The sequence below is a fragment of the Botrimarina hoheduenensis genome, from assembly GCF_007859815.1.
In the GTDB taxonomy this organism is placed as follows: Bacteria; Planctomycetota; Planctomycetia; order Pirellulales; family Lacipirellulaceae; genus Botrimarina; species Botrimarina hoheduenensis.
Window position 1 is genome coordinate 499,731 of the sequence record NZ_SJPH01000003.1, and the last position, 25,792, is coordinate 525,522.

The 25,792-nt window shown below is 65.5% G+C and carries 15 protein-coding genes; 11 read left to right on the top strand and 4 right to left on the bottom strand.

What is annotated here, in order from left to right; all coding sequences use genetic code 11:
- The first annotated feature begins 15 nt into the window (after window positions 1-15).
- From Pla111_RS17455 to Pla111_RS09395, 6 genes are all read left to right on the top strand, one after another.
- Window positions 16-1,212, top strand: a complete 1,197-nt coding sequence (locus Pla111_RS17455) for a type II secretion system protein (RefSeq protein WP_231930878.1) — start codon at window positions 16-18, stop codon at window positions 1,210-1,212.
- The gene (locus Pla111_RS09375) at window positions 1,209-2,483 is read left to right on the top strand and encodes a type II secretion system protein (RefSeq protein ID WP_146573618.1); all 1,275 of its coding nucleotides are present in this window, start codon (window positions 1,209-1,211) and stop codon (window positions 2,481-2,483) included. Before Pla111_RS17455 ends, Pla111_RS09375 begins: the two co-directional genes overlap by 4 nt.
- A 187-nt stretch (window positions 2,484-2,670) precedes the next feature.
- On the top strand, window positions 2,671-4,206 hold the full coding sequence (locus tag Pla111_RS09380; RefSeq protein WP_197524892.1) for a prepilin-type N-terminal cleavage/methylation domain-containing protein: 1,536 nt from the start codon (window positions 2,671-2,673) through the stop codon (window positions 4,204-4,206).
- 98 nt (window positions 4,207-4,304) lie between these two features.
- The gene (locus Pla111_RS09385; RefSeq protein ID WP_146573622.1) at window positions 4,305-5,750 is read left to right on the top strand and encodes a type IV pilus modification PilV family protein; all 1,446 of its coding nucleotides are present in this window, start codon (window positions 4,305-4,307) and stop codon (window positions 5,748-5,750) included.
- Between the two features lie 80 nt (window positions 5,751-5,830).
- Entirely contained in the window at window positions 5,831-14,704 is an 8,874-nt protein-coding gene (locus tag Pla111_RS09390) for a hypothetical protein (RefSeq protein WP_146573624.1), read from the top strand.
- Window positions 14,701-15,255 (top strand): TlpA family protein disulfide reductase, encoded by a 555-nt coding sequence (locus Pla111_RS09395; RefSeq protein WP_146573626.1) that lies wholly within the window; start codon window positions 14,701-14,703, stop codon window positions 15,253-15,255. Before Pla111_RS09390 ends, Pla111_RS09395 begins: the two co-directional genes overlap by 4 nt.
- Window positions 15,256-15,406: 151 nt before the next feature.
- Here the strand turns inward: Pla111_RS09395 and Pla111_RS09400 are convergent, their stop codons facing one another.
- Entirely contained in the window at window positions 15,407-16,447 is a 1,041-nt protein-coding gene (locus Pla111_RS09400) for a transglutaminase-like domain-containing protein (protein WP_146573627.1), read from the bottom strand.
- A 133-nt stretch (window positions 16,448-16,580) separates the two neighbouring features.
- Window positions 16,581-16,976 carry a hypothetical protein gene (locus Pla111_RS09405; protein WP_146573629.1) on the bottom strand — a complete coding sequence of 132 codons (396 nt, stop codon included), beginning with the start codon at window positions 16,974-16,976 and terminating at the stop codon, window positions 16,581-16,583.
- Window positions 16,977-17,222: 246 nt separating this feature from the next.
- Between Pla111_RS09405 and Pla111_RS09410 the strand changes: the two genes are divergently transcribed.
- The 4 genes from Pla111_RS09410 to Pla111_RS09425 all read left to right on the top strand — a co-directional run bounded on the left by Pla111_RS09410 (window position 17,223) and on the right by Pla111_RS09425 (window position 21,679).
- The gene (locus Pla111_RS09410; RefSeq protein WP_197524893.1) at window positions 17,223-18,335 is read left to right on the top strand and encodes a hypothetical protein; all 1,113 of its coding nucleotides are present in this window, start codon (window positions 17,223-17,225) and stop codon (window positions 18,333-18,335) included.
- A 64-nt stretch (window positions 18,336-18,399) separates the two neighbouring features.
- The gene (locus tag Pla111_RS09415; RefSeq protein ID WP_197524894.1) at window positions 18,400-19,287 is read left to right on the top strand and encodes an aminotransferase class IV; all 888 of its coding nucleotides are present in this window, start codon (window positions 18,400-18,402) and stop codon (window positions 19,285-19,287) included.
- A gap of 26 nt (window positions 19,288-19,313) precedes the next feature.
- On the top strand, window positions 19,314-20,324 hold the full coding sequence (locus Pla111_RS09420) for an exostosin domain-containing protein (protein WP_146573635.1): 1,011 nt from the start codon (window positions 19,314-19,316) through the stop codon (window positions 20,322-20,324).
- Window positions 20,325-20,413: 89 nt separating this feature from the next.
- Window positions 20,414-21,679 (top strand): hypothetical protein, encoded by a 1,266-nt coding sequence (locus tag Pla111_RS09425; RefSeq protein WP_146573637.1) that lies wholly within the window; start codon window positions 20,414-20,416, stop codon window positions 21,677-21,679.
- On the opposite strand, the gene Pla111_RS09430 is transcribed toward Pla111_RS09425, so the two are convergent.
- On the bottom strand, window positions 21,673-22,566 hold the full coding sequence (locus Pla111_RS09430; RefSeq protein WP_146573639.1) for a radical SAM protein: 894 nt from the start codon (window positions 22,564-22,566) through the stop codon (window positions 21,673-21,675). The genes Pla111_RS09425 and Pla111_RS09430 overlap by 7 nt on opposite strands.
- Before the next feature lie 157 nt (window positions 22,567-22,723).
- Here Pla111_RS09430 and Pla111_RS09435 point away from each other — a divergent pair, with 157 nt between their 5' ends.
- Window positions 22,724-23,749: a DUF1559 family PulG-like putative transporter gene (locus Pla111_RS09435; RefSeq protein WP_146573641.1), complete on the top strand. Its 1,026-nt coding sequence runs from the start codon at window positions 22,724-22,726 to the stop codon at window positions 23,747-23,749.
- A gap of 22 nt (window positions 23,750-23,771) precedes the next feature.
- Here Pla111_RS09435 and Pla111_RS09440 read toward each other — a convergent pair whose 3' ends face one another.
- Window positions 23,772-25,769 carry an ABC transporter ATP-binding protein gene (locus Pla111_RS09440; RefSeq protein WP_197524895.1) on the bottom strand — a complete coding sequence of 666 codons (1,998 nt, stop codon included), beginning with the start codon at window positions 25,767-25,769 and terminating at the stop codon, window positions 23,772-23,774.
- Window positions 25,770-25,792: the final 23 nt, after the last annotated feature.

The following is a 25,792-nucleotide window of genomic DNA, read 5'->3' on the forward strand; positions in this document are numbered from 1 at the left end:
ACGAGGAACTTCAAGATGCGGCCAACCAATGATCATGCCCTGTTTCAACGGAGCCCGCATGCGGCGTTCCCGCCACCGTCTTCCCGCGCGTTTACGCTGGTCGAGCTGCTGGTGGTGATCGCGATCATCGGCGCGCTGGTGGCGCTGCTGCTGCCGGCGGTCAACGCCGCCCGGGCCGCCGCTAAACGAGCCGCCATCAACGCTCAGATCAATCAGCTCGACGCCGCGATCGAAGACTACAAAAACAACCTGGGCAGCTATCCGCCCAACGCCCAGATCCTGGTGAATAGCACGCAGGGCGTCTCCGAGTTTCGGCCGCTAACGCCCCCGCAACTCGACGAGCAGAAGGTGCTCGACAACTTCCGCCGACACCTCAAGAAGGCGTTTCCGAAGCACCGCGAGCCGGCGGCGCTCATCAACGCGCTGTGCGGATTTCTTCCCAATGGGACCGCGGCCGATACCAGTTCCACCAACCCGGCGACACTGTACGGCGGCATGACGGCGGCCGAAGGGCTTGTCTTCTGGATGGGCGGCTTCAGCGAGGACCCCAAGTACCCGATCTCGGGTGCCAAGGGCCCCTCTTACTCGCTGCAGGGACTCTCGAATCCGCTGGTTGATCCGATCGAAGGCCGCAACTGGCGGCTGGACATCAACACCCAGCAGCTCGGCCCCCGCTACACCGACGGTGCCAATCAGGGATTCTTCTACGATCTAGACAATCGTTTTGTCGTCTACGACGACCCGCAGCAGCCGGGCAGCCAGCGACGGATCAACTTCTGGACGCTCAAAGCGAACAATACGCTCCAGCCGTTCATTTACTTCGACGCCTCGCGGGGCGACGCCACGTTTGCCAAGGACGCCCCCGCCGTGCCGCCGGAGGTGCTGGGCAGCCTGAACGCCGCCAACCCCGACCTGGAGACCCTCAAGCAACTGGCTGAGGTGTTCGCCATCAAGCAGCTCAAGCCGGTCGATACGGGGGCCACACCTGAGTTCTTCTTCGCCAACGACGGCAAGTTCCAGATCCTGCACGCGGGCATCGACGGTGCCTGGGGCGAATTCAGCCGCTTCGACAGCGGCAACAACGCTACGGACCTGGTGATCCCCGATCCGAATGGTGCCGTGCCGGTCTATCCGGCAGGCCCCTGGACGCTCGACACGGCCGACACGCTGACAAACTTCTCCGACACCACGCTGGGGGACGCCCAGCCATGACCCCCTCAGCCCCCCCCACCCCGCTGGCTCCCGCTGGCGTGCGCCGCGGGCTGACACTGGTTGAGCTGCTCGTGGCGATCGCCATCGTGGCAATTCTGGCGACGCTCCTGTTGGGCGTCGCCGCGCGCGCCGGCCGCACGGCCCGCGAAGCCCGCACCAAGCAGCTCATCGCCCGTTTGCACACGCTCGTCAGCGAGCGCTACGAGGAATACCGTGCGCAGCGTGTCGAACTGAACGAGCGCCTGCAAAATCCTGCGAATCCCGTCAGCGCCTCGAATCCCCCGTACTGGTTCACCTTCTTGCAGGCCGCGCGGGGGCCGAGCGTCAACACGCTCAACGAGGGTCAACAGCGCGCCTATGGTCGGCTGTTCGCCCTGCGCGAGCAGCAGCGGATCGAGATGCCCGACCGCTGGAGCGATATCGCGCTCACGCCGCTCGTGGGGACCGTTTCGGTGATCAACGCGACCGACCTGCCACCAAACGCGCCCCCGTCTGGCTACGACAAGCATCCGCGTTTCATCGCCCAGCGGACGCCGCTTAATCTGCAACATGTGCGGCGCTACAACGCGCTGTGGTCACGCACCAACACGCTCACCAAGCAGACGAACACGCTGGCTGATGTCTTGCGGAACGAGTCGGCGGAGTGCCTATACCTGACCGTCATGAACACCACCGGCGATGGCGAGGCGCGGGGCTTGTTCAAAGAGAGCGACATGGGCGATACCGACGGCGACGGCGCTCCCGAGTTTCTCGACGCCTGGGGCAACCCGATCGGGTGGCTCCGCTGGCCTGCTGGTTACGACTCGGACCTCCAGCTCAGTTACGATCGGTTAGCACGCCTCTTCAACGAGACGCCGCCGACGGGGCAAACCGCCGCCGAGACCATGCTCGCCGCACTGGATGACAACCACGACCCGCTCGACCTGTTCCGCATCGATCGCACGCCCCTCGATGCGACGGGGGCGCTGTCAGGTTTCGATGGCAACACCGGCGCGGGGGCACGGGGCTGGCGGCTGGTGCCGCTGATCTACTCGGCAGGCCCCGATCAAGATCTGGGGCTGTACACGGGCCTGGTCGAAACCTCGACCGATACGTTTCAGCAGTACTTCGCCGCGCTATCGGATCCCTACAACGCCGACCCGGGCTGGAGTTCGGTAAGCGACATTCCGCCGCCGCCGCTGGGGATCGCCCTGTCGGCGTCGCTCGACGCCGCTGAGGGCCGCGAGCAGGCGACCGACAACCTCACCAACCACCTCATTGAGGCCCGCTAAGCGGCGTCGCGTGTAGCGGTCCTAACGCCGGATTCTCATCCGTTTACCGAAGTGACACCGGGTGATTGGGGCGAGTTGGGCTGTGCCGGGCGCAGAAACCTCGACACCGGCGGCCTCCCGGTCCACAATGGGAGATTGCCAGGGCGTCCGCGGGCAACGGCCGTCCCAAACCGAGAGAAAACCCGAGATGAGGCGTCCGAACCGGATCAATCCCCCCCCCACCTCTGGCACGCAGACCGTCGCTCCGCGACCGTTATCTCCGCCGAGCGGCATGACGCTCGTCGAGCTGCTCGTGGTGATCGTGCTGGTCTCGACGCTCGTCACCACCGCCATCCCGCTGCTCTCGCCGGGGGGCGATGCCCGCAAGATCCGCGAGGCTTCGCGTTCGCTCAACGCGATGTTCGCGGGGGCCCAAGCCCGAGCGGTCGAAACGGGCCGTCCGTTCGGCATCGCGCTCAAGCGGCTGTCGGCTGACACCCGCGATCCGGACGACAACGGCGTGTGTGTCGAGGCCTATCAGGTTGAGACCCCGCCGGTTTACTCGGGCTTCGACACCACGTCGCGTGCGCGTCTGAGTCGCCGCCTGCGTCAGATCGCGCTCAACGGCACCCAGTACGACGACGCGAATGCCGCCGCCTACGCCACCAACGCGGGGGCGACGGAGTATCAGATTGAGTTCGTGCGCCGCACGAGCACCACCAACACCTCGTCGGGCCTGCCCCCCGGCTGGGCGATCGATCTGATCCCGCCGCGGTTCTTCCGGCCCGGCGACATCGTCGAGATCGACGGCTTGCGACTCGTGCTCATCAATCCTTCCGGCAACCGACCACCCAGCGGGGGCGACTACCTGCCGGGTGAACAGCGAGTCGGCAGCAACGGTTTCTTCGCCAGCCCCAACGCCGAGTACGCCCGTTTTGTCGCGCAGCCGCTAGAGGGGCTCGAAGCGACGCTTTCGGCATCTTACGACAACAACGGCAACCGGCTACCAACGCCCGAGGCCATTTCGCGAGCCGCCGCAAGCAACGCCACGACCGTGGCGAATCAGCTGCCGGGCCCCTACTGGACGGCACCGGCTACGTATCGCGTATTGCGTCAACCCGCGCCGGCACCGGGTGATCCGGTGCAGCTGCCCGCGGGTGCCGCGATCGATTTGCAAGCCAGCGGCTTTGCCGACGGCACGCCGCTCTACAAACCCACGGGCCACTGGGATACCGCGGTCAGCGGCCCGGGGCTGTTCACCGATCCGGTGATGGTGCTCTTCACGCCCAACGGAACGATCGGCCGGGCCTACCTCCCCGACTACGCAACGGGCACCGCGGTGCAGCGCGAGACGCTCGCCACCACCAGCCTGGCGATCCTCGTTGGCCGCCGCGAGCTGATCCCCGCGCAGCCGAAGGAAGAAGACAACGGCTATCGGGCAGCCGCCTACACGGACGTCCGCGCCAAGTTCGACGAGCCGCTGGCGCTCGACACGGCCAACAGCACGGTCGAAGACGAGGTCGCTGAGCGCTGGCGAAACGACTTCAACTGGCTGAGCCTCGCCAGCCGGTGGGTAGTGATCGGTGCCCAGAGTGGGTCGGTCTCGACGGTTCCGAACAGCTTTGTGAATTGGCGCGATCCCAACCAGCTCGACCGCAACAACGACCAGGCCATCACCCTGCAGGAGCAGATCTTCGCCGCCCGCGAGGCGGTGGGCACCCGCTCGTCGGACAGCGTCCGTTAGCCGCGGGCGCGACCACAGGGGCGATCACCGAGGCCCGCTGATCGTCGTCGCCCGTGGCCCATTGTTTCACTCACCCGGCTCGAGGAGCCCTTAGCTCGATGGTTTTCATCCCGGTTCACACCGCTGATCGCGGCGGGCTAACGCTCGCCGAGGTGCTCGTTTCCATGGGCATCTTGGCGGTGGGCCTGCTGGGCGTGGCGGCGCTCTTCCCGGTGGGCGGGCACTACATGCAGACGGGGGACGTGACCGACCACTCCGGCGCAGTGGCCCAGGCGGCGCTGAGCGACGCCATCATCCGCGGCGATCTGAATCCGAGTAACTGGGTAACGCACAACATCTCGCGCGCGAACAACCAGCATCGGTTCACCAACTTCGTGACGGGAACGATCCAAACAACCGGGGGGTCGGTATCGGCAGGCATCGGCGCACTCGAGGCGCTCAGCCGCACCCAGACCAGCCAGTATCAACTCTTCGGACAAACCGCCAATCGCCCCAGCGCGGCTTCCTATCGGGGGTCGCTACTCGGCGAAGCGTTTGTGATTGATCCCATCGGGCTTACCGGGGTGCTCGCCGACGAAACTTCTAACGCGAGCATTGTCCAGACGAGCCAATCATCGGCAGTCAATCGTTTCCCGGCTACGGCTTTGCAACTCGATTACCAAAGCCCCTACTGGATCCCCTGGAACCACAGCAATGTCACCTGGCCGATCCGGCGCGTGACCACGGTCAACAGCACTCTCGCTTTGGCGAGCCTCGCGTTCGCCTATCAGTTGCCGCTGGCCGAGGCTTACTTTAGCGCCGCCGACGACCCGGCCCAGCAGCTGCCCGAGGACCTCGACAAGCCGGCCGAAATGCGCTGGGATCGCCCCTCCGGAGCGACTCCCACCAGCGTCCCCTTGGGGCGACAAACACGCGGCGACTACTCGTGGCTGATCTCGGTTGTGCCCGGCTCGGGCGAAGCCCGCGACGCGTTGGCCACGCGCCCCGACGCCTACCAGTACGACGTGTCGGCAGTCGTGTTCCACAAGCGCGTCGCAGGGCTGGGGCTCAACGGCACGCTCGAAACCGAGCGTCTGGTGCGTGCAAAGGTGGTCTCGACCGGCACCGCGGGGGGTGAGCTGCTGCTCGAGAAACGTCCCGACAGCGTCGACCGCGATGCCGCCTCGCCCGCCGAGGTGCTCGACACGCCGTTCAAGGATCTCCGCAAAGGGCAATATGTGATGCTGGTCGGGCCGCACCCCAGCACAACCGTTGAGCGGCCGATGCTGTTCGCGCAGTGGTATCGGGTGCTAACGATCGACGCCAGCGGCACGCCCCAGCTACCCGGTGGCCAAACGCTTCCCCCCGCTCAGCGCAAGCTGGACGAAGACAACCGGGTGCTTGTGGGGTTGCGCGGTCCGGACTGGCCCTGGCAGCCCTCGGGCGATCTGTCCACCGCGAACGCCCTGCCCAACGACCTCCGCGTGGTGATCGTGCCGGGCATCGTGGCGGTGCACACCAAGACCATGCGGCTCGAAGCGGGCAGCGCCTGGGGCTTTAACTAAAGCCAGCGCGTCACCGCTGCGGTTCGCCCGCTCCCTTTTTCCCCCTTCCGACTCGTCTTTCCCGACGCCGTCCGTTGAATATGGCTCGCAAAGTTACTCGCCGCTCGGTTTCTTGGGGACCCGTCTCGAATGACGCTGCCCTGCGTCGGGCCGTCTCCCCTCGGCGGGCACCGCGCCCTGCCGATCGCCGCGGCGTGATCATGCTCGTGGTGCTCAGCATGCTCGTGCTGTTCATGCTCGTGGGGACCACGTTCCTCATTACATCGGGACAGTATCGAACCGCGTCGCGCGCGATCGAGAAGGCCAACCGTAGCACCCAGCAGCCCGCGGACCTGCTCGAGCGCGCCCTCATGCAGTTGTTGCGCGACACCAACAACCGCTACTCCACGGCACGCTACCACAGCCTGCTGCGCGACCTCTACGGCAGCGACGGCTTTGTGGGGCGCATTGCCTCGCCGTCGCAAAGCGATTTTTTGTTCGGCTCGATCAACACGAACCTCCGCCCCCGTTGCGCGGGGGTGAATCTCAACACGGTTAGCGCCGTCAATGCCACCGGCACCACGCAGGGACAGCTTGTTGATCTGTACGTGATCGACAACACCTTGGCGACCTCGCCGTTTGCCGACGACAACGTGGTCGGTCTTGAGATTGACGACGCCGGCATCCCCGCGGCTTACACCCTCTCGAAGACCGCTTCGTACTACAACGGCTGCCTGCTGACCCTGATCGAGGGCCCCTGTGCGGGGCAGTCGGTGCGGGTGGTGGACTACGATGCGTTAACCGCACCCGACGGAACCACCATCGTCGCGCGGCTCCGGGTGATGGCACCCAGCCGCAACGATGGACAATCGCTCGCCTTCGGCGGCCCCAAGGCGGGCGGTGGAGCGGGTATCGATTGGGTGCTTACGGACTTCCTGGAAAGCGCCACGCGCGGCTACGCGTTTATGGTCAACGGCCGGCCGCTCAACGGTGCGGGCGTGGGCTTCAACGCCCTGGCAGGACCGAGCCGACCGGTGCTAACCGCCCTGGAGATCGACACCGTCCCCAACGGGGATTCGGTTGGCGTCGAAACAGCCCTCGCTCCCAACTACACACAGTTCCGCGCCGATCGGGTCGGCCTACTCAACCCTGTGGCGGGAATCGATCCGTGGGCTGCTGGCCTTAGCACGGCCAACTTCTTGCCCCTCAACACCGGCACGGCCACGCCGCTCTACGGTGGGGCCATGGGCCCCGGCGACGCCGACGAGTCGTACGACGCCGCCGATTATCAGAACCTGTTCCTTGCGCTGCAGCCGCCGCAGCCGCGCCCCCGGGGCCGTGTGGTACGCGACTTTGGCACGGTGAACGCCCGCGGCGAGACCGATCCGGAAGAAGTTGAGGCCTACTATCAATCCGCCGGGGCGGCCGCGCCGCTGCGGATGGACCTGGACGATCTGCCGATCCCCTCGTTCCATCGACCAGCGCTCGTGAACTTTTGGTTTCATCGACTGATGAACTCGCCGTGGCTGGCGAATGAGATCGGCGACGTCAACGAGCGCGCCCGCGCGATCATGCGGCCCTACGAATCATCCGCGAATGCGAACACCGCCGCGGCAATCACCGCCATCAAGCGCAAGTTCATCCTGCGTCCGCTCCGCGAGGACCATCCGAGCTTCGACGGCAGCAACCCGCTCTCGCGTTACGCGCAAACGGCGCTCGCCGGGGCGATCAATGGCAATGTCGTTAACACCAGCATTGGTAATCAGATCACCTTCCCCTACTGGGAGGCGGCGGGGCCGTGGGATGTGGATAACGACGCCGACGGCGTGCCCGACAGCGTGTGGATCGACATGGGTTTGCCGGTCCAGAAGACGGAAGACGGCCGGTTCTATAAGCCGCTCGTGGCGCTGCTGGTCGAAGACCTCGACGGGCGGCTGAACCTCAACGCCCACGGCTCGATCGACCACTTCGTGCAGGACGACCTCGACCCGTCGTTCGGTGGTTTCGTCAACGCGAACCTCGCGCAGGATTACAACAACCAACGGCCTCTGCAGACCTCCAATCAGCTGCCCCCCGGCTCGGGTTGGGGTCCCGCCGACATCACGCTGCGGCCGGTCCTCTCGCCCGAGCTGCCGCTGGCCGACGCCTTAGGTGTGGCCAGCTACAACGCGGTGAACGCCCCGAACGGCCTCATCGGCAACCCCCAGTACGACGATTACGCCCGGCTGCTGATGGGTCGCCCCAACCCACGGGCCGCGAACCTGCCACGGGCGGTCGCCAGCAGCGTGGCAGGCGGAATGCCGTGGGGTCGCTACGGCGTGGCCGTAACCTCGGGTTCGGGACTCGAACTCGTGTGGCCGGGCATCTCGGCGAACCGCGATGTTTTCGGGGCTTCGGGGCTGAATAGCTCGACACTGGATCGGCTTGCGGCGTACGACTTCTACGGCTGGCCTCAGTTCGCGCCGCCGGTAGCGAGTGCCGTGCTGTCGGCCAGCAGCGCGCTCTCGCGAGTGAACCTGCTGCGGCTGGGCGTTGGTTTGCCGAGTGCTTTTGGCGAGCTGCCCGACTTGCGCGGCCGTTACGCAACGGGCCTTAGCGTCGCCAGCGGCCGAATCAGCGAACCGCTCCGCGACCTCTCGACAGAGTCGCTGCTGAGTAAGGACACGGCGACGCCGATCGGCATAATCGGTCCGCTGGCGACTGATTCTCCCTATGAGCTGAACCTGTCGGGAGACACACGCCGGCTGCCGCCGGAGAGCATCGCCCAGGTCAACACGAGCTACGCTACCGTCGCGCCCGTCAACGACGACGCGCCGTTCTCTCCGGCGGAGCTAGAGCGGCTGCTACGGGCTTACGACGCCGACGCCGCGGCGCTGCCCGATCGGCTGTGGAATGTGGTCGATGCCTTTGCGCCCGAGAAAGTCGTTGTGCAAACCGCGATCGCCACCGGCGATATCAACGCAGACAACTTCCCTGCCTTCTCTCCCGGAATTTTGCAACGGGTGGTCGCCGAGTCCCAAGCCGCGCTGAATCGTCGGCTGGTGACGACCGAAAGCTGGGACGTGCCCGCCCCCAACGAGAACTGGACGCAGCGCTGCCTGCTGGGTGCCGACGGCCTGCCGGGCCAGCCAAACTTTGACGACGACGGCGATGGCCTCCCTGACGAAGGCGACGAGCTGAACGTCACCGGGCGCACTTTCCCCGCGTGCGACGATTACGACGTGGTCATGGGTGCCCTGCCCCCGGCTAACGCCCGCATCACGGACTACCTGCGCTACCGCGTGGTGCTCGAACTGCGCCGTAAAGGGGTGATCCTGCCCGGAACGCAGCCTATCGAAGTCGATCGACTGGTGAACAACGTCATGTTCGGCCCCGGCGTCACGCCGGCCCCGAACGGGACGAACCTCGGCGCGTCCCCCTGGCGGACAATCACCGCGGGCGCGGGCGGCCCCGCGACCTTCGGCGGCATGCTTGCGCCCGAGGTGCTGGCCGGCAAGAAGATGGACCTGAACCGCCCCTTTGGCGACGGCCGCGATAACGGCGACGGCCTGGATACCGACACCAACGGAGCGGTTGATGACCTCCAAGAACTCGAAGCGGGCGTCGATCCGCTCATGAACGGCATCGTTGATGAACCGGGCGAGGCGGGTGAGCCCTATATCGTCGGCGGCGGCTTCCTCGATCTCAACGGCGACGGCTTCTTTAACGCCACCAGTGATCGCCTGTGGGAAGAAGATATCAACCTGGATGGCGACGTGCTCGATCCGGGTGAGTTCACCCAGTTCAACCACGTGGGCGGTGAAGACGTCAACGGCAGCGGTACTTATATCGGCACGGCCCGCATTGTGGACGACGCCCGCCTCGCCCGGCAGCTCTACGCCCGGCACCTTTACTGCCTGATGCTGCTCGTCTCGGACGAGAACTACCTGGCGCCGTACGACCCGAACGACCTGCAGGTGCAAAAGTATCTGGACCCCAATACGCCCGGCAGCGTGGCGAACCAGATTTTCGTCGCGCTCCGCGATAATCCGCCGGCTGGTTACTCTGGAACTCCCTTGCAGGACGCGCGGCGGATCGCGATGCGAAAGCTTACTTGTCGGCAGATTGCTCAGTGGGCGATCAACACGGTCGACATGCGCGACCCTGACGCCATCCAATCGGAATTCGAGTACGACGAGAACCCGTGGGACGGGTGGAACGTGACCGACACGCTGCACCAGCGTGTTTATCCGCTCGATGGCGACGCCGCGACCGACGAGAACTACACGCAGTTCCGCCCCGTCACCGCGGCGGGCTTTGGACCGGTACAGGCCGAGTTCACCGCAAACCGCGGCCGCACCAATCCCAACGGCACACCGATCACCAACGACCCCGCGTCGGCGTACGCCTACGAGCAAACGCGCGGCGTGGTGTGGGGCGCGGAGCGTCCCGAACTGCTGTTGACCGAAGGGCTGGCCTGGCACGATCGGCGGCTGCACGACGAAGACATCAACGACCCCGACTCGGGCGCGCCGACCTCGGAGGAAGAGAAGCGACAAGAAGGCACCGACGACCGCGGCAAGGTGAGCACGGTCGATCCCGATCCGGACGACGACCTGGACCAGATCCTCAAGCCGGTCGGGCCCACCTTTGTCGAGGTCTATAACCCGTGGGATGAGGGCTCGCAAAAACCGGCCGAGCTGTACCGCGACCCGCGTTACGTGCCGCGCCGCGATCGGGCAAGCAACATCGTCGAAGGCGTTCTGCTCGACCGGCTGAGCAACAGCGCGGGCTTGGCGTTAACGCCCGAGGGGAATCTGAACCCGTCCGGCACGCCACAGACCTCGCCCGTGTGGCGAATGATCTGCGTCGAGACGCATCCGCTGGTGCGCAACACGACCATCAGCAAACGGGATCTGACCAGCGTCTATCCGACGGGACCACGCGAGAAAGAGGTCGAACTAAGCGACGACCCCCCGCTCGACGCCGCGCGCAACAACGACCTGTACCTGGGCGTGACCATCGAGAACACGCCCTGGATCTACAGCACGGATAAGGTCGATCCGCGGGCACCGCAAACGCCGCTCATCTCGCCGTCTACGCTCTCGTTCTGGAATCAACGTCGTCGGGCCGTGACCGTTGCCCCTGACAGCGCGTTCCGCCAACGCGCTGGCGTGCTCGAGGCGGAGTACGTCAACCCGGATCCCGACTTCCCTTCGTTCTCACGCGAAGCGCAGCCCTACCGTCCGCGGCGGGATGCCGACTATCTGGCCGAGGTGCGGATCTCGAACCCCGGGCTAGGTCTTGGAGAATCGGGTTCCAGCGCTAGCGACGTCCGCATCGTCGAGCGTCGTCGGCTCATCAAGCCCGATGAATTCATCGAGAAGGCGTTCTATTTTGCCGGGGCCCCCGGTACGGAGTACGACAACAATTTGGGGGCCCTGCGCGATCTGGCCACCGATCCGGGAGTGAGGATCCCCCACCTGTTCTATGAGTTGGAATACCCCTCGGGGGTCGCAACGCGTGCTGTGGTGGACGAGCTGCTGCTCGATCAGGGAACGGCCGGGGCCCCCGATCGCAAGATCGATCTTGATGACATGGGCCTGCAAGCGATCGAGCCGACCAGCACGCCGTCGATCGACAAGCTGCGCGTTCACGCCAGCCGCTTCGTCGTGCTCGACGAGTTCGACGGCGACCTCGACGGCAACACGCAAGAAACCACGCCGCTCGCGCCGATTCTGCCGGGGCGCTACGGCGTGATCGGCCACCCGGGCGCAATCTACGCCAAGGACTCGTCTACGCCCGGAGTGAAACGCGATGTTACGCTCGAGAATCGCTACACCACGCTGCTCTCGCGTCCGAAAGACCTCTCGGACCAGATCGGCTTTGATGCGAACAATCTCGATCGTCCCGCGATGCGGCGGATCGAGCTGATCCCCAGCCCCGATCCGGCCGACCACCAGATTGTGGTCCGGCACAATGGCGGTGTGACCGACGAAACCAGCGCCGGTCGGCTCTACACAGGCGGCCGCGCCTACTCGCGCGAGACCGAGGTCATCAACCTCGACGCCCCGTACAGCCCCAGCCTCGGCACGGGCGACGTGGTCGCCAACGCCACCGCCCCCGCGCTCGCCACGGCAGGGCTCGGCACGCAAGTGATCCAGCCGGCGGTCGCGATCCCCGTGGAAGGATTCTCGATCTCGGAGCCGCTGGACGGCTACCTTGTTCGTCAGGCGGAACTCGATCCTGAGTTTGAACTCACCTTCGATCCCAACCCCAGCAGCCGACCAAGCTATCGCCCCAACAGCGATCGCCCGGCCGAGGGGAGCTATCGCCCGGGCGGGGTAACCGGCAGCAAGTCGCCGCCGTTCACGCCGGGCTACGACGAACCGTTCGACGTGCTCCCCGAGCTGATCGAAAACCAGACGACGCCCAACTATCGGGCGATGCACCTGCAGCGGCTGGCCAACCCGCTCTTGGCGTGGAACCCCCCGTCGCTGGGACCCGACGGCTTCCCCAGCAAGGGACACGACCCCACACGGCCGGTGAACCCCTATCTGACCACCGACACGATCTCGCTCGACCTGACCTCGTTCAACGGCGTGAGCGACGCCGAGACCCAAGACCTGGACGCCGAAGACCTGAACGTCACGCCCAACCCGGACGATGACGGAACCGTCTCCGGCACGCAGCGGAGCACGATTGCCGAAGGGCCTGAGGCGCGGCATCAGCTGAAGCGCGCTTTCCCGCCGGTGGGCGACGGTCGTAACGACACGCGCGTCACGCTCCAGTCGCAAGAGCGCGGCCTGCACCCCCTGGCCGCCGGCGATCGCAACACACCGCTCCCGGCACGCAACGTCTGGTCGCAAGATCGCCCAACCGGGGCCGCCGAGATCCTGCTCGATCGCGGCATGTCGCTCGAGCTGTTCCAGAACAAAGAAGGCGTTGGGCGGAACCTCAATAACTTCAAGTTCGGTGGTGACGAAGCGATCGGCCGTTACAAAGAACACGCGATGGACTACCCGATCCGGCACAGCCTAGGGTTTGGTAATCGTGGGTTTGGAAAGTTCTACAGCTACCGCAATACCATCGCTGGGGTGAACTCCGACACGATCGACATCGATGGCGACGCCGTTTCTGGTGATCTGGTGGGGGTCGATCAGATCGACACTTCCAACAACCGGGGCGAGGACGATGTCGCGCCGCCGGCGTTCCACTGGCCCAATCGGCCGTTCATCAGCGAGATGGAACTGCTGCAAGCGCCCGCGTGGAGCAGCTCACGGCTGCTGACCTACTACTCGGTCGCAACGCCCACGCTGCCGACGCAGCCCAACCCCTACGGCAACACGTTCAACGCCGCCAACAGCACCGCCGCCACCGAAGTCGAGGCGAACGCCGAACGCTGGGCGCGGCAGATGAATCCCTACGGTCATTTGCTCCCCTTCTTCCATACGGCGGCCGAACCGGCCCAAGCGGTGCAGAAAGCGGCGGTTGGCAGCACGGCTACCTTGCCCACGCCGCCACAGGTGGTGGCGTTTGGTGCGCCGCACTTCTATCGGCTGCTGGACTATGTGCACGTGCCCTCGCGCTTCGTGGGGACGGATAAGCTGCTCAACCCCGCGACGACAGCCTTTGGCGAAAGCTTCGTCAACACCGCCCTACCGACCACGCCCGGCGTTGAACCCGACGCGCGGTTGGGGCTGCTCGCACCGTTCAACCGGGTGGACAACTACCGCGAACCGGGCCGCGTGAACTTCAACACGATGGTCGGCCGCCGCGACGCGGGCGAGGCCAACACCACCACCCCGACCGGTGCCGCCAAGGCGTCGCTCCACCTGGAGGACCTCTGGTCGGAGGTTTACGACGGCGTGATGCATCGCCGCCGCGACGGCAGCTACCTCGCCGACGCCAACAACGATGGCGTGCCCGAAACGCTCGGGCAGTTGGGCCATCTGGGCCCGGCGTGGCGCGACCTGGTGCTCAGCCGCCGTGGCTATGTGCAATCGACCTACAGTGCGGAAGGGGGCCAGATCGCCGGGGCGAGACCCAGCTATGCTTCGCGGCTGCTGAATCCGCTTTACCCGACCTTCTTTGCCAATCCGCTCCGCGGGCCCGACAGCGGCAACCAGGTTCCCCTGGCGCAACTCCAGCAGTCGGGCGTCGATGCCTCATGGCTGCGAGCGCATCCGCTCAGCTCCGGAGCCGACAGCGCTTGGGGCGAACGCGGCCGCGACGACACCGTCAATGATAAGAGCGGACGCACAACCAATGCCTCGGATGGCATCGCGGACCTGGACGGCCAACTGGACGACGCCGGCGAGGCAGGCTCGGTCATGCTGCCCCTCGATAACACCACGCTGGGCGCTGTGCCGAACGCCGCATCGGGCGCACCCGGCAACCTGCCCGAGTTGCTCACCCAAGAGAACAGCTCACCCTTAGCGGCGGGCTTGTCTCGGCTTGGAGACGTTGTGCTTGCGCGGGCTGATACCGGTTTACCCGATTCGCTGCTATCTGCCCTTGCCACGGTTAGGAGTGAAAACAGCAATCGCGGCTGGTACGCTAAGCGCCTCTCGCCGGTGCCGTTGTTCTCGGGCGCTTCGCGCGAGCCGTCGCTCGACACCGAGCGTAACGCCTCGTTCCGCTACAGCCCGCTCACGCGGCTGGCAAACCTCGCCACAAGCCGCTCGGGAGTGTTTGCCGTGTGGATCACGGTTGGTTACTTCGAGGTGCAGCCGGCGTACGAAAACCCGACGCTCGCGGCGCGGTACGGCATCAGCGCGACCCAGGCCACGCCGCTCGATCCGGTGCTCCGCGACAGCTTCCTCCGGATCTACCAAGATGGTTACACTCTGGGGCAAGAACTCGACCTCGACACCGGACAAAACCGCCGCATGAAGGGCTTCTATCTGATCGATCGGACCCGACCGGTGGCGTTCAAGCCGGGCGACGACCTGAACGTGGAGAACGCTGTTCTCCTGCGGAGACGCGTGCAGTGAGCAGCGGCAACGGAGCGAAAAATCCGCGTAGCACCGCGAAAGAATCGGTGGTGGGGCCGCTGCTGATGATGGCCTTGCTGGTGGGTGGGGCCCTGATCGCGGAACGCTTTACCCGGCGCACCACGCCCGTGGTGGGGACCTCTTTGCCGCCGCTCAACCTGGTGGAAGGGTGGACCAACGGCTCGTCGGCCCAACCGATCGACCCGAGCACGCTGGTCGGCAGACCGATCGTGATCGACGCGTGGGCCACCTGGTGCGGGCCCTGTCGGGCGGCGATGCCCCGTTTGGCCGAGGCGCACAGCCGGTGGTCACCGCGCGGTGTGGCGTTTGTGGGACTGACCGACGAAGACAGCTCACGAAAGGCGCAGATCGAATATTTTGCCCGCAGCGTGCCGGGCTTCACCTGGCCGATCGGCTACGGTGCCGGAACCCTATTCCAAGCGCTCGGCGTGCGCCAGCTGCCGACCCTGCTGCTGTTCGACGCCCAGGGGCGCGGCGTGTGGCGCGGCCATAGCGTCGAAGAGTTGGAATCCCAGCTCGAACGGCTGTAAGGCGGATCGCCCCGCCTGAACCGATGCACCAAACCTGAACCGGTGCGCGCATCGGTCCTGGTACAGCGTGCAGCGCGAGGTTCCCCTCCTCCAAAGGGAGGCGAGGCACGGGGAGGTGGCAATAACCGGGGGGTACACGGCCGGCGACGCGCTACTCTTCCACGATCTCGCGGACGTACTTCACGCGCGGTTTGCCGCCGCCGGGCAAGGGGCGGCCGGTGAGATAGTCGCTCGCGTAACGCAGGCGTTCGCGCGGGCGTTCGGGCACGCGGAAACTGTCGCCGCGCTGGAGCACCGTTCGGGCGATCGGCATCCCGCCAAATGCCGGCGTGCCGGCGCTCTCGGCGGGAAACCATTCGCCGCCAAACTCGTCTCCGCCTGTGGCCCGCTCGAGCCAGAACTCGGGATAGCAGTGGTCGTGAACCCACACCAGTCGCGCAGGCACACCGATCGCGCGGCAAAGCCCCACAAACAACGCGCTGCGGCCGTGGCAGTCGGCGATGCCGTCGTCCAGTGTCGTTAGCGCGCTGGTGTCGGGGCCCTCGGCGTAATCGATCGTCGAGAGCACGTGCTCGTAGAGTGCTTCGACGCGGCCCCAGTCGTCTGGTTCTTTGCCGACAGACTCGGCATCGGCCAGCACGCTCTCGGCTAAGCGCCTCAGCCGAGAATTGCGCGCCTCGATCATCGGGCTGGGCCCGACAAAGCGTTTGAGCGCGGTCGGGGGACGGCGGGGGATGCTGAGCAAAGCCGCCGCCGCTTCTTCGGGCGGATTGACCAGGTGGATGGTGACCTCGCAGGTCACGAGCGCACGGGCTTCGACCCCGGCCGGCAGACGCGGGATCGAGACCATCATCTGTCGCACCCCACCGCCGGGCAGGTCACGATAGGCAACGTCGGCCACCTCGGGCGAGAAATCTTCGTTCACCACGCGCACGGACTGCCAAGGGCAGTCCAGCGGGAGCGTGACAATCGCCAGGATATCGGCACAGGGGCCCCGCGAGGCCGTGATCAGCGCCCCCACCCGATAGAGCTGCGTCTGCTGCTCGCCCAGGCGGACCGGATCGATCGCGACCGCCGGCTCGCCCGCGGAACGCTTGGCGGCAACGGGGGTGACCCCCCCCAGCGCGATGAGGCCCACCAAGAGCGGGGCGAGAACGAGTCGTTGGCTTTGCTGAAGAGACCGGGCAAACATACCTCCACTCTACGCTACCCAGGCCCCGTCCGGTCACGGAGGGGCCGTAAAAAAGCGAGCGACCTCGCCACCCCGCGGTCAGGACCGACGCGGAGCGGCGAGGCCGCCGGATTGGGAGGTTGTCGCGGTCGGCTCAGTTAGCCGGCCCCGGATCGATCATGCCGCCTGTGCTGGGCGAGCCCAGGTAGGCCCCGCCGTTGTCGTACGACGGCATGCTGTAGGAGCCGTCGACGCAACTCGGGCAGCCGCTGTCCATCATCGGAACGCTGCCATAACCGTAGGTCTGCACCATCGGGTCATAGCCGCAACCGGCGTCGTAAGCGACGGGCATCGGGTTGTAAGCGCAGCTCATGTCCGCCATGGGTGCCGGGGCGGCCATCGCCAGCGGGGCGGGGATCGCCGCGGCCGAACCACCGCCGCAGTAGGCACCACGGCACAGCGTGTCTCTTAGTCTCCGGCAGCAACCGCAGCCGGTGAGGCTGGTCGCGGTAACCGCGACAGCCAGCAGCATCAGGGCATTCTTCTTCATTGCACGGCTCCTCGGGCGGGAGCGGTGGCGGACTCTTCGCCCGGAGCGGGCGAAACGGCTCCGACACCGCGATGTCGCTTGTTTGTGTCGAGCCGTTTGCTTGGGAGGGCGACGGCTCGCGGGGCGACGGGGGGTGGTTGGCGCTCGCGCTGGCGATGCAGCCGCGAAACACTACCCCACTCCACGCGATGTGCAAATCAAACCGTTGTTTTTTTTCAACAAGGGTCCGGCACGACGGTGGTGGGCATGCTACGTTTTCGCGCCGGAGATCTACTCCCGACAGATACCCTCGTGCGCGGACCGCTGTGCGGACCGCCCGCCCCCCTCCCAACCCGCATCATCGGACCGATGCTACTAAGCCCGTCACACCGTCAGTTCGTTACGCACCTCGGTCTGTTTGCCGCGCTGCTCTATGCGCCGTTGGCCGCTGCGGAGGCGCTCCGCGCAGGCGATCGCGTGCTGTTGGTAAGCACCCGACCCGTCGGCTGCGCTACCGAAGCCGCGACGCTCGCCACCGGTGTCGAAGGGGCCGAGTACACCGGCTGCTGGAACGCGGTTGATGCCCCGGCAACGCTGGCAACGCTGGACCCCAGCACGCCGACCATTTTTTATGTGCACGGCAATCGGATCGAGCCGTCCGACGCCCGCGTCCGCGGGCTAGCGGTCTACCGCCGCCTCGTGGCGTGCGCCGCCGATGACCGGCCGATACAGTTTGTGATCTTTTCCTGGTGCTCGGAGAAAGAGCGGGGCCTGTTGCGTGATTATCGCGTCAAAGCAGCACGCACCCGACCGGTTGCCTGGCAACTCGCCTGGACGATCGATCGCCTTCCCGCTTCAACCCCGGTTGGGTTGCTCGGCTACAGCTACGGTGCCCGAGTTTGCAGCGGAACGGCGCACCTGATGGGCGGCGGCTCGCTCTCGGGACTCACCTACTCCCCCTCGACGGAGTGCGCAGGGTGTCGCCGTCCGCTGCGGGCCGTCTACCTGGCCGCGGCGATGGACGCCTGCTGGTTATCGCCCCGCAGCTACCATGGCCAAGCCCTCGAGCGGCTTGAATCGCTGCTGGTGACGCTCGATCCGCGTGATCCCGCGATGAAGTTTTATAAGTTCGTCCCGCGACTGGCCGATCCTCCGGCACTGGGCGACGTCGGTCCGCAGGGGCTCGACGCCGCTTACGCCGCGCGGGTCTGCACACTGAACGTTGCATCGGCAGTTGGACACAGCCACGATCTGTACCGCTACCTGGCGGCACCGGGCGTGATGCCGGCGGCCTGGCGTCGGTTAACCTTTGCGGATGCGGCCAGCTTGCCGACGCCGACGCTTGCCGCGGCTTCCAGCCACGCCGGTGACGGCGCATAGTGACGGGGCTAACACGACGGTGCACCCCCGCCCCGCCGCTCGCTCCGCTTGCCAATGCCCTGCCGTGTCTGATCGCCAAGCCTACCTCAACGGCACCTGGTCCCCCGACACCGGGCTGGCGATTCCGGTAAACGATCCGGGCTTCGCTCTGGGCGTAACCATCACCGAGCGGCTGCGGACCTTCAACGGCAAGGTCTGGCGACAAGCGGAGCATGTCCGCCGCTTACGCCGCTCGGCCGAGATCGTCGGGATCAACCCGACCGTGGCCGACGAGATCGACGCCGCGATCACCGAATACCAGCGCCGACACGAGCCGTTGCGAGCCGAAGGGGATGATTGGGCGATCGTCGCGTTCGCCACGCCCGGAGGTGACGAGCCCACACGCTGCGTTCACGGGTTCCCCCTCCCCTTTCGCGGATGGGCCGCGCAATTCACGGCGGGGGTGAGTGTCTGGCTGAGCGATCATCGGCAGACGCCCGAGAACTGCTGGCCTGCCGAACTGAAATGCCGCAGCCGCATGCATTACTATCTGGCCGATCAACAAGCGCAGCAGCACGAACCGGGTTCCCGCGCGCTGCTGCTAGATCAAGACGGTTTTGTGGGCGAGGCCTCGACCGCCAACGTGGTGATCTACAATGCCCGGGAGGGGATCGTCTCGCCACGAATGGAAAAGGTGCTCCCCGGCGTGAGCGTGGCGGCGCTGCGCGAGCTTGCCCTGCAACACGGCGTGCCGTTCAGCGAACGCGACCTAACGATCGATGAACTGCGGGCGGCGGAGGAAGTGTGGCTCGCTAGCACTTCGATCTGCCTGCTCCCGGTCGTGCGCTGCGATGGTCAGCCGATCGGTTCGGGCCGGCCGGGCCCCGGCTATGCGCAGCTGCTCGGTGCCTGGAACGAGGCGGTCGGGCTCGATGTCGCCGAGCAGGCGCGCCGCCGCGCCGGCTTGATCTGATTCCCTTTCTGCAACAGGCAGCCGTTGTGACGATCGCGATTCACTTTTTTGGGGCCGAAGCCGATCGGCGCTCGATCCCGCTGGCCGCGGCGCTGGGCGTCGGCCAACGCCCCGAGAGCTCGGGAGCCGATCGTCATCGCTACGATCGGCTCAACGCCGAAGCCCCCCTGCGGTGGCGTTCGGCCGACGAGGCCTCGGCGGACCTGTTCGTGTACCCCCACATCTACTCCGCCTCTGAAATCTGCTACGCGGGTGCCGAGCGCGCTCGACAGCTTGGCAAGCCGTGCGTGTTCTTCCGAGACAGCGACGACGCGAGTCCCTGCGCACCGCCTTATGGCGTGGTGTATCGCGAATCGATCCTCGCCACGCAGATGACGGCCGCCGAACGGGCGCTGCCGGCCTTCGCCGACGATCTGGCACGCGAAACGGGGGGCTTCCAACCGCGTGACAAGCAAGAGCTCCCTTCGGTCGGCTTCTGCGGCTATGTGGGCAGCACATGGCGTCGCTGGCTCTTCAAGCTCCAGGGGCGTTCGGCCAAGGTGCTCGGGCTGGAGCTGCGCAGCCGCTCGCTCGCGATTCTGGAGCGTGATGCGGGCGTCGCAACGCACTTCATCCGCCGCACGCAGTTCTGGGGCGGAGCGATCAGCCGCTTCCGCGGCCCCGATCCCGATGCCAAACGCCGCGTCCGCGAGGAGTATCTCGAGAACCTCGTCGGCAGCGATTACATCTTGTGCCTGCGCGGCGCGGGCAACTTTTCGTATCGCATGTACGAAACGCTGGCGATGGGCCGCATTCCGCTGTTTGTGAACACCGACTGCGCCCTCCCCTTCGACGACACGATCGACTGGCGACGGCATATGGTGTGGGTCGAGCAAGCCGACCTGCCCCGGCTTGGCGAGCGTCTGCGTGAGTTCCACGCGGCGCTTTCGCCTGCGGAGTTCGTCGAACGGCAGCGCGCGAACCGCCGATTGTGGGAAGAGTCGCTCCGCCCCACGGAGTGTTATCAGCGGATTATCGAGCGGGCCGTGGCGGGCTGAATTATCGCCAAGAGAGCCGATGCGCTCCCGACTAATTCCAAAGAAGGATCGGGAGACCAAGAATCTCTCTCCAACAACGAAGAGGGACCATGGATCAACCCCGCCAAAAGCCACGACTGGTGCCCTGGCTGCTGGGTGCGGTGGTGCTGGGGCTGACGCTCTTCGCGTGGCGGACGCTGACAGAGTTTGATCGGCGTGTCGCACAGCTCCGCAGCGCGGGGCAGATCGTCACGCTCGCGGAGCTGCGGCCGCAGTATCGCAGCAAAAAATACCTCGGTACGCGCTTGAACAGCGTCGCCGCGTCGCTCAAACAGTTCGATAGTGAAACGATCCCCGCCGGCGATGCGTATCGCGATCTGGACCGTATCCAAGAACAGCACCTTCCCGAAGCGGCCGCACATCTGGAACGCTATCGCGAAGCGCTGGCGGGCGTGCAGTCCGCTTTGCGAGAGCGTTCGGGAAGCAATGCCCCCATCGCAGATTACGACGCCTTTACCCAGCTGCTCTATCAACGCCTGGAACGGAACCGCTCCGCCTCACGGCTACTGATGCTCCAGCACGCGGTCCTTCTATGCTCCGGGAAGCGCGACGAAGCGGCTGGTGTAGCGATCGATTTACTGGAACTTGGCCGACAAGCAAGAGACGAACCCTTCATCGTTGGCGGACTTACGGCACTCGCAATGGAGCAGATCGGCTTCAAAGCGGCCATCGCCACCGCGCAGGCCTTTCCGGACGATAAGGTTGTGGCGCACCGGCTGGATGCGGCGCTCGCCGGGATGGCGGACCCGTCGCGCCTCGACCGCGTACTGCGTGAGGAACGCGTGCTGGTCATCGCTCAGATTCAGCGAGGCAACACCCTCGGCATGCGGCAAGCCGGGCCCGTCTTACTCGACCGTTTCGAGCAACTGCTGCGGCACGGCGGCGCATCCCGCTCTCCCGAAAAACTAAACTTGCGCGATCAATTCTTCAGCTGGCTGGCTGACCTGGTGACTCCCGCCATCGATTCAGTTCGCGCCGCCGACGATCGCGTGCTAACGCTGCTGCGCTGCGCACGGTTGCAAGTCGCTCTCGCCGCACAGCAGCCACCTCTCGACTCGACGCCCACGGCTGAGTCGCTCGGCCTGCGCGCCGCCGATATGCTCGATCCGATGACGGGCAAACCGCTCCGTATTGAGCACCGCGAAGTGGGTCCGCGGCAGGACGGCGTGCAGCACCAGGCGGGCTGGTGGGTGTGGGGAGTCGGTACGAATCTTATCGATGAGGGCGGAGAGCTCTACGATTACGAGGATTGGGGCTACGGGCCCCCGCTTGAGTACACGGACTCGGATCCCGACGCTTCGCCAGAAGATCAGTAATCGCTCGAACCATAAAACGGTGCCGCACGCAGCCCTGTGCGGCGGCGGACGCGCGCGACCATGGCGTCAACCTCCGCGTCAGTGAGCGGTGTGACGATTGACTCCGCCGGCTTGCGCGCCACCGTGTAGATCTGGATCAGCTTCAGCTTGCCCCCGGCGCGGGTGATCTCGTTGAGCCGATCGCAGTAGGCGTCTAGCTCTTCGTCGGGGGGGGCCTCCCCCGCCAGCCGCAGGAAGAGCGACTGGATGACAATCGGCCGGACCCGCGCGGCGTCGGCCAGATTCGCCAAGACCTGTTGAAACGGGATCTTCGTCCGCTCGATCGTGTGATAGTACGCCTCGGTGCCGGCGTCGAGCTTGGCCCAGATCTCCCCCTGGTTGGCGTCAAGCACCGCCAGCCCCGCCTGCACATGGGGCCGATGGAACATCGAGGCGTTGGTGATCAGCACCATCTTGACCGCGTGCTGCCCCTGTTCGGCTTTCACCCCGGCGGCGAGCGTCATCAGCTCATCAAAGTTCTTGAAAGTGGTCGGCTCACCGTCGCCGCTAAAGGCGATGTCGTTCAGCCGCCGCAGCGGAGCGGGCACGGCGGAGAATTTGGGCGTCTCGTAGAGCTCGCCCGAGGCAACGAGCGACAGCACGCCGCGCAGTTCCCTCAGCAGTTGCTCCATCTCAACAAAGCGGGTTTCGCTGCGGCTGGTGCGATCGACCTGACAGTAAACGCAGTCGAAGTTGCAGACCTTGTCAGGGTTAAGATTCACGCCGATCGAGATCCCCCCCGAGCGACGGCTCAGCACGGGATAGACAAATCGATTGTCCTCAAAGCGGCGCTCGTGCTGGCGATGCAGCGGCAGTGTGGTGGGCGGCGGTCCGGATGATTCGCTCATAGCGCGACATTCTACTCCGGCGGTGCAATACGGACCGCCCCCACGTACGAATCGAGGGGCAACGCTCCTCTCGCCGCGTCTCGTCTGCCGTTCTGCCTGGTGGCAGTCGAAGGCGCGTCTCGAAGAAACTGCCTCTCGACGTACGAAGGGATCCGCTATGTCCAGAAAATCGGCCCCCCCAGGGGGTTTCACACTGGTTGAGCTCTTGGTGGTGATCGCCATCATCGGGGTGCTGATCGCCATGCTGCTGCCAGCCGTCCAGCAGGCGCGCGAGGCGGCGCGCCGGTCTTCGTGCCTCAACAATCTGCGACAGATCGCGCTGGCGACCACCGAGTTTGAGGGACGCATGAACCGCCTTCCCGGCCTGTACGATCGGTATCCCGACCAGCGGCTGGACGACAGCCTCGGGGAGCTTGATCAAGAACCCTATGGAACGTGGGCCGTGTTGTTGCTCCCCGACCTGGAGCGTCATCAGATCTACGATCACTACGTCGAGGGGCGTCCGGCAAACGCCTTTATCGCCACCTATCTGTGTCCCAGCGACGATTTCAAGCCACGCACCGGGGCTTCGAATTCGTACGTCGCCAACGCGGGCCGCTCGGGCCCGGCTAGCCAGCAGCGGGTGGCGAACGGGCCATTTCTAAACCGCATCGCGAGCCCCCGCGCGGCGATGCTCGATGGCCACTGGCGCGACGGCCGCGAGTACACCCTGGTCTACAGCGAGAGCAACGAGGCACGCGACTACGACCAGATCGAGTGGACCGCCTTCACTTCCGATGGACTGGTCGATCAAGAGTTTCTTGACGATGCGCAGGATCTTGCGTGGAGTCCCGTCTTCTACTGGCGGTCGGGCCCCGAGGACGTGGACTACATCAACGGCCCACCGGCCCCGTGTACGGAGGATCTCAGCCGCTGCGTCGCCCCCGCCCTGGTCGGGAGTGAGGATCGGGCCCTGCGTCGCGCGGCGATGGAGGTCAATCCCTGGGTGACGATGATGAATCGCCGAGCCCGTCCTTCGGGCAATCATCCGGGCGGAGTCAACATGGCGTTCTGCAGCGGGCGTTCACTCTTTTTGCGCGAGAACATCGACTACAACGTCTTCCGCGCGCTGATGACGCCGAACGATCGGCAGAGCGACTCGCCCTACCCCGACATCATCGTCGAGGATCAGCCTTATCTCTGATTAGCGACGGGATTGCGGCCTACTAAGCCGACTCGCGCATCGGTTGGCAGCACAAGCGGCGGAACAGGTCGCACCGTTCGGCAAGCTCATCGGTCGTCCCCACGTCGATCAATCGGCCAGCGTCCATCACCGCGACCCGGTCCGCCAGCGTGAGCGTACTGGGGCGGTGCGTAATGAGCAGCGTGGTGCGTCCGCGTAAGAAGGTGGTGAGCGTTTGATGGATGAGCTGTTCGCTCTCGATATCGATTTGGCTGGTTGCCTCGTCGAGGATGAGCAACTCGGGATTGCGGAGAATCGCTCGCGCCAGAGCGATCCGTTGGCGTTGCCCGCCGGAGAGTCGGCAGCCGCCCGGACCGACGATCGTTTCGTAGCCGTCGGTAAGCCGCTCGTTGATGAACCGGTCGGCGTGGGCCTTTTTCGCCGCTGCGACGACTTCCTCAAACGAGGCACCCGGTCGCCCGCTGGCGATGTTCTCCGCGATCGAGAGATTCATCAGCTGAGCCTGCTGAGAGACCACTCCGATCCTCGACCGCAGATCGCGGAGCCGCAGGTCGCGCAGATCCACGCCGTCGATCGAGACGGTCCCCTCACACGGATCGTAGAAACGGATCGGCAGTGAAAGCAGGGTGCTCTTGCCACAGCCATTCGGTCCGACCAGTGCCAGCGTTTCGCCCGCACGGACTTCGAGCGAGACCTCTTCCAGAACCAAACGATCGGGCCCGTACTGGAACGATACATTATCAAAACGCAATGACTTCCAAGGCGTGGGCAACGCTTTGGGAGTCGACGGGTCTTGAATCTCCGGCTGACGATCGAGCACGGCATAAACCCGCTCGGCGGAGGCGGTCGCGGCGTGATAGGCTCCAAACACCCCCGACAGCCGGCGGGCCGGGTCGCCCATGCCAGCGAGCATGGCAAAGAACGCGGTCATCTGACCGTGCGTAAGCGGCGTGTCGGACAGCGCGATACCAAACAGATGGGTCTGCTGGTTGAGCACCAGATAGCCGCCCGCGAGCGCCGCCGTAACAACCATCGCCACTCCCAGATTTTCCGTCAGCGGGCTGGCAAGCGAGTCATAGAACGCGATCTTGAGCCGCCGCCAATAAAGCTGCTGCAGCGAGTGATTGAACCGAGCGCGCTCGGCCGACTCGCGGCCGAAAGCACGGATGATACGGATGCCGCCTAGCGTTTCGGTTAGCGACTCGTAGACGCCTGAGAGCTCTTCCATCGCGCGGCGATTCGCGCGCTTCAGCGATTTGCCGAGCCAACGGATACCAATCACCGCCAGCGGAGCGATCGTGATAGTCAGCGCAAGCAGTCGCCAGCTAAACCAAGCCGCCAGCACAAAGCAGGCGAGCATCTTGAGCGGCTCGCGGATCGCTTGGCCAAACAGGACCTGGACGCCGCTGCTGACGTGTGACATATCGGAGGTGCAGCGGGTCATCAGCTCGCCACGGCCGCGGTCCGAAAACTCCGCGAGATCCAAGCGGAGCACCTGCTTGAAGTACTGCTTGCGCAGCTCGAACGAGACCAACTCGCCCAGCCTCGCGACAAGCAACAGGTTGATGATCCGGAACAGATTTTTGGCCAACGTGCCAACCAACACAAAGACGCACACGTACAGAAGCGTCTCGAACGGGGTGTCGGGCAGCCAGCGCGTGGCATAGGGCTGCACCCAACGCACGCGATCGATCTTGGCCTGTGAGTTCTGCTGGCGATGCTCCAGATCAGCAATCGTGTAGGCCAAACTGCTAGCATCGTCGCCTTCGGCAGCGGCTTGCTCAGCCAGCAGTTTCTGCCGCTGAATCTCCAGCTCCGCGACAACCGTTTCCTCGTGCTCCACTTCCAGCGCGAGCCAGCTCGGAATCGATTCGCCGTGCATGACCGCATCGACTACCGGCCACACCGCGACGAGATTGGTCGCCCATAATACGGCCACGATTATCGAGGTCGCCCAGCAGGCGGCGACGGTCCCGGGGCGCCGGAACGCGAGGCGTAAGGCGCGGCGGAACTGGTTCATGGGTCGTCCGTGATTGCGATGCG

Coding starts and splice junctions, on each gene's coding strand:
- Pla111_RS17455 (WP_231930878.1), top strand. CDS start 16: ATGCGGCCAACCAATGATCATGCCCTGTTTCAACGGAGCCCGCATGCG.
- Pla111_RS09375 (WP_146573618.1), top strand. CDS start 1,209: ATGACCCCCTCAGCCCCCCCCACCCCGCTGGCTCCCGCTGGCGTGCGC.
- Pla111_RS09380 (WP_197524892.1), top strand. CDS start 2,671: ATGAGGCGTCCGAACCGGATCAATCCCCCCCCCACCTCTGGCACGCAG.
- Pla111_RS09385 (WP_146573622.1), top strand. CDS start 4,305: ATGGTTTTCATCCCGGTTCACACCGCTGATCGCGGCGGGCTAACGCTC.
- Pla111_RS09390 (WP_146573624.1), top strand. CDS start 5,831: ATGGCTCGCAAAGTTACTCGCCGCTCGGTTTCTTGGGGACCCGTCTCG.
- Pla111_RS09400 (WP_146573627.1), bottom strand. CDS start 16,447: ATGTTTGCCCGGTCTCTTCAGCAAAGCCAACGACTCGTTCTCGCCCCG.
- Pla111_RS09405 (WP_146573629.1), bottom strand. CDS start 16,976: ATGAAGAAGAATGCCCTGATGCTGCTGGCTGTCGCGGTTACCGCGACC.
- Pla111_RS09410 (WP_197524893.1), top strand. CDS start 17,223: ATGCTACGTTTTCGCGCCGGAGATCTACTCCCGACAGATACCCTCGTG.
- Pla111_RS09425 (WP_146573637.1), top strand. CDS start 20,414: ATGGATCAACCCCGCCAAAAGCCACGACTGGTGCCCTGGCTGCTGGGT.
- Pla111_RS09430 (WP_146573639.1), bottom strand. CDS start 22,566: ATGAGCGAATCATCCGGACCGCCGCCCACCACACTGCCGCTGCATCGC.
- Pla111_RS09435 (WP_146573641.1), top strand. CDS start 22,724: ATGTCCAGAAAATCGGCCCCCCCAGGGGGTTTCACACTGGTTGAGCTC.
- Pla111_RS09440 (WP_197524895.1), bottom strand. CDS start 25,769: ATGAACCAGTTCCGCCGCGCCTTACGCCTCGCGTTCCGGCGCCCCGGG.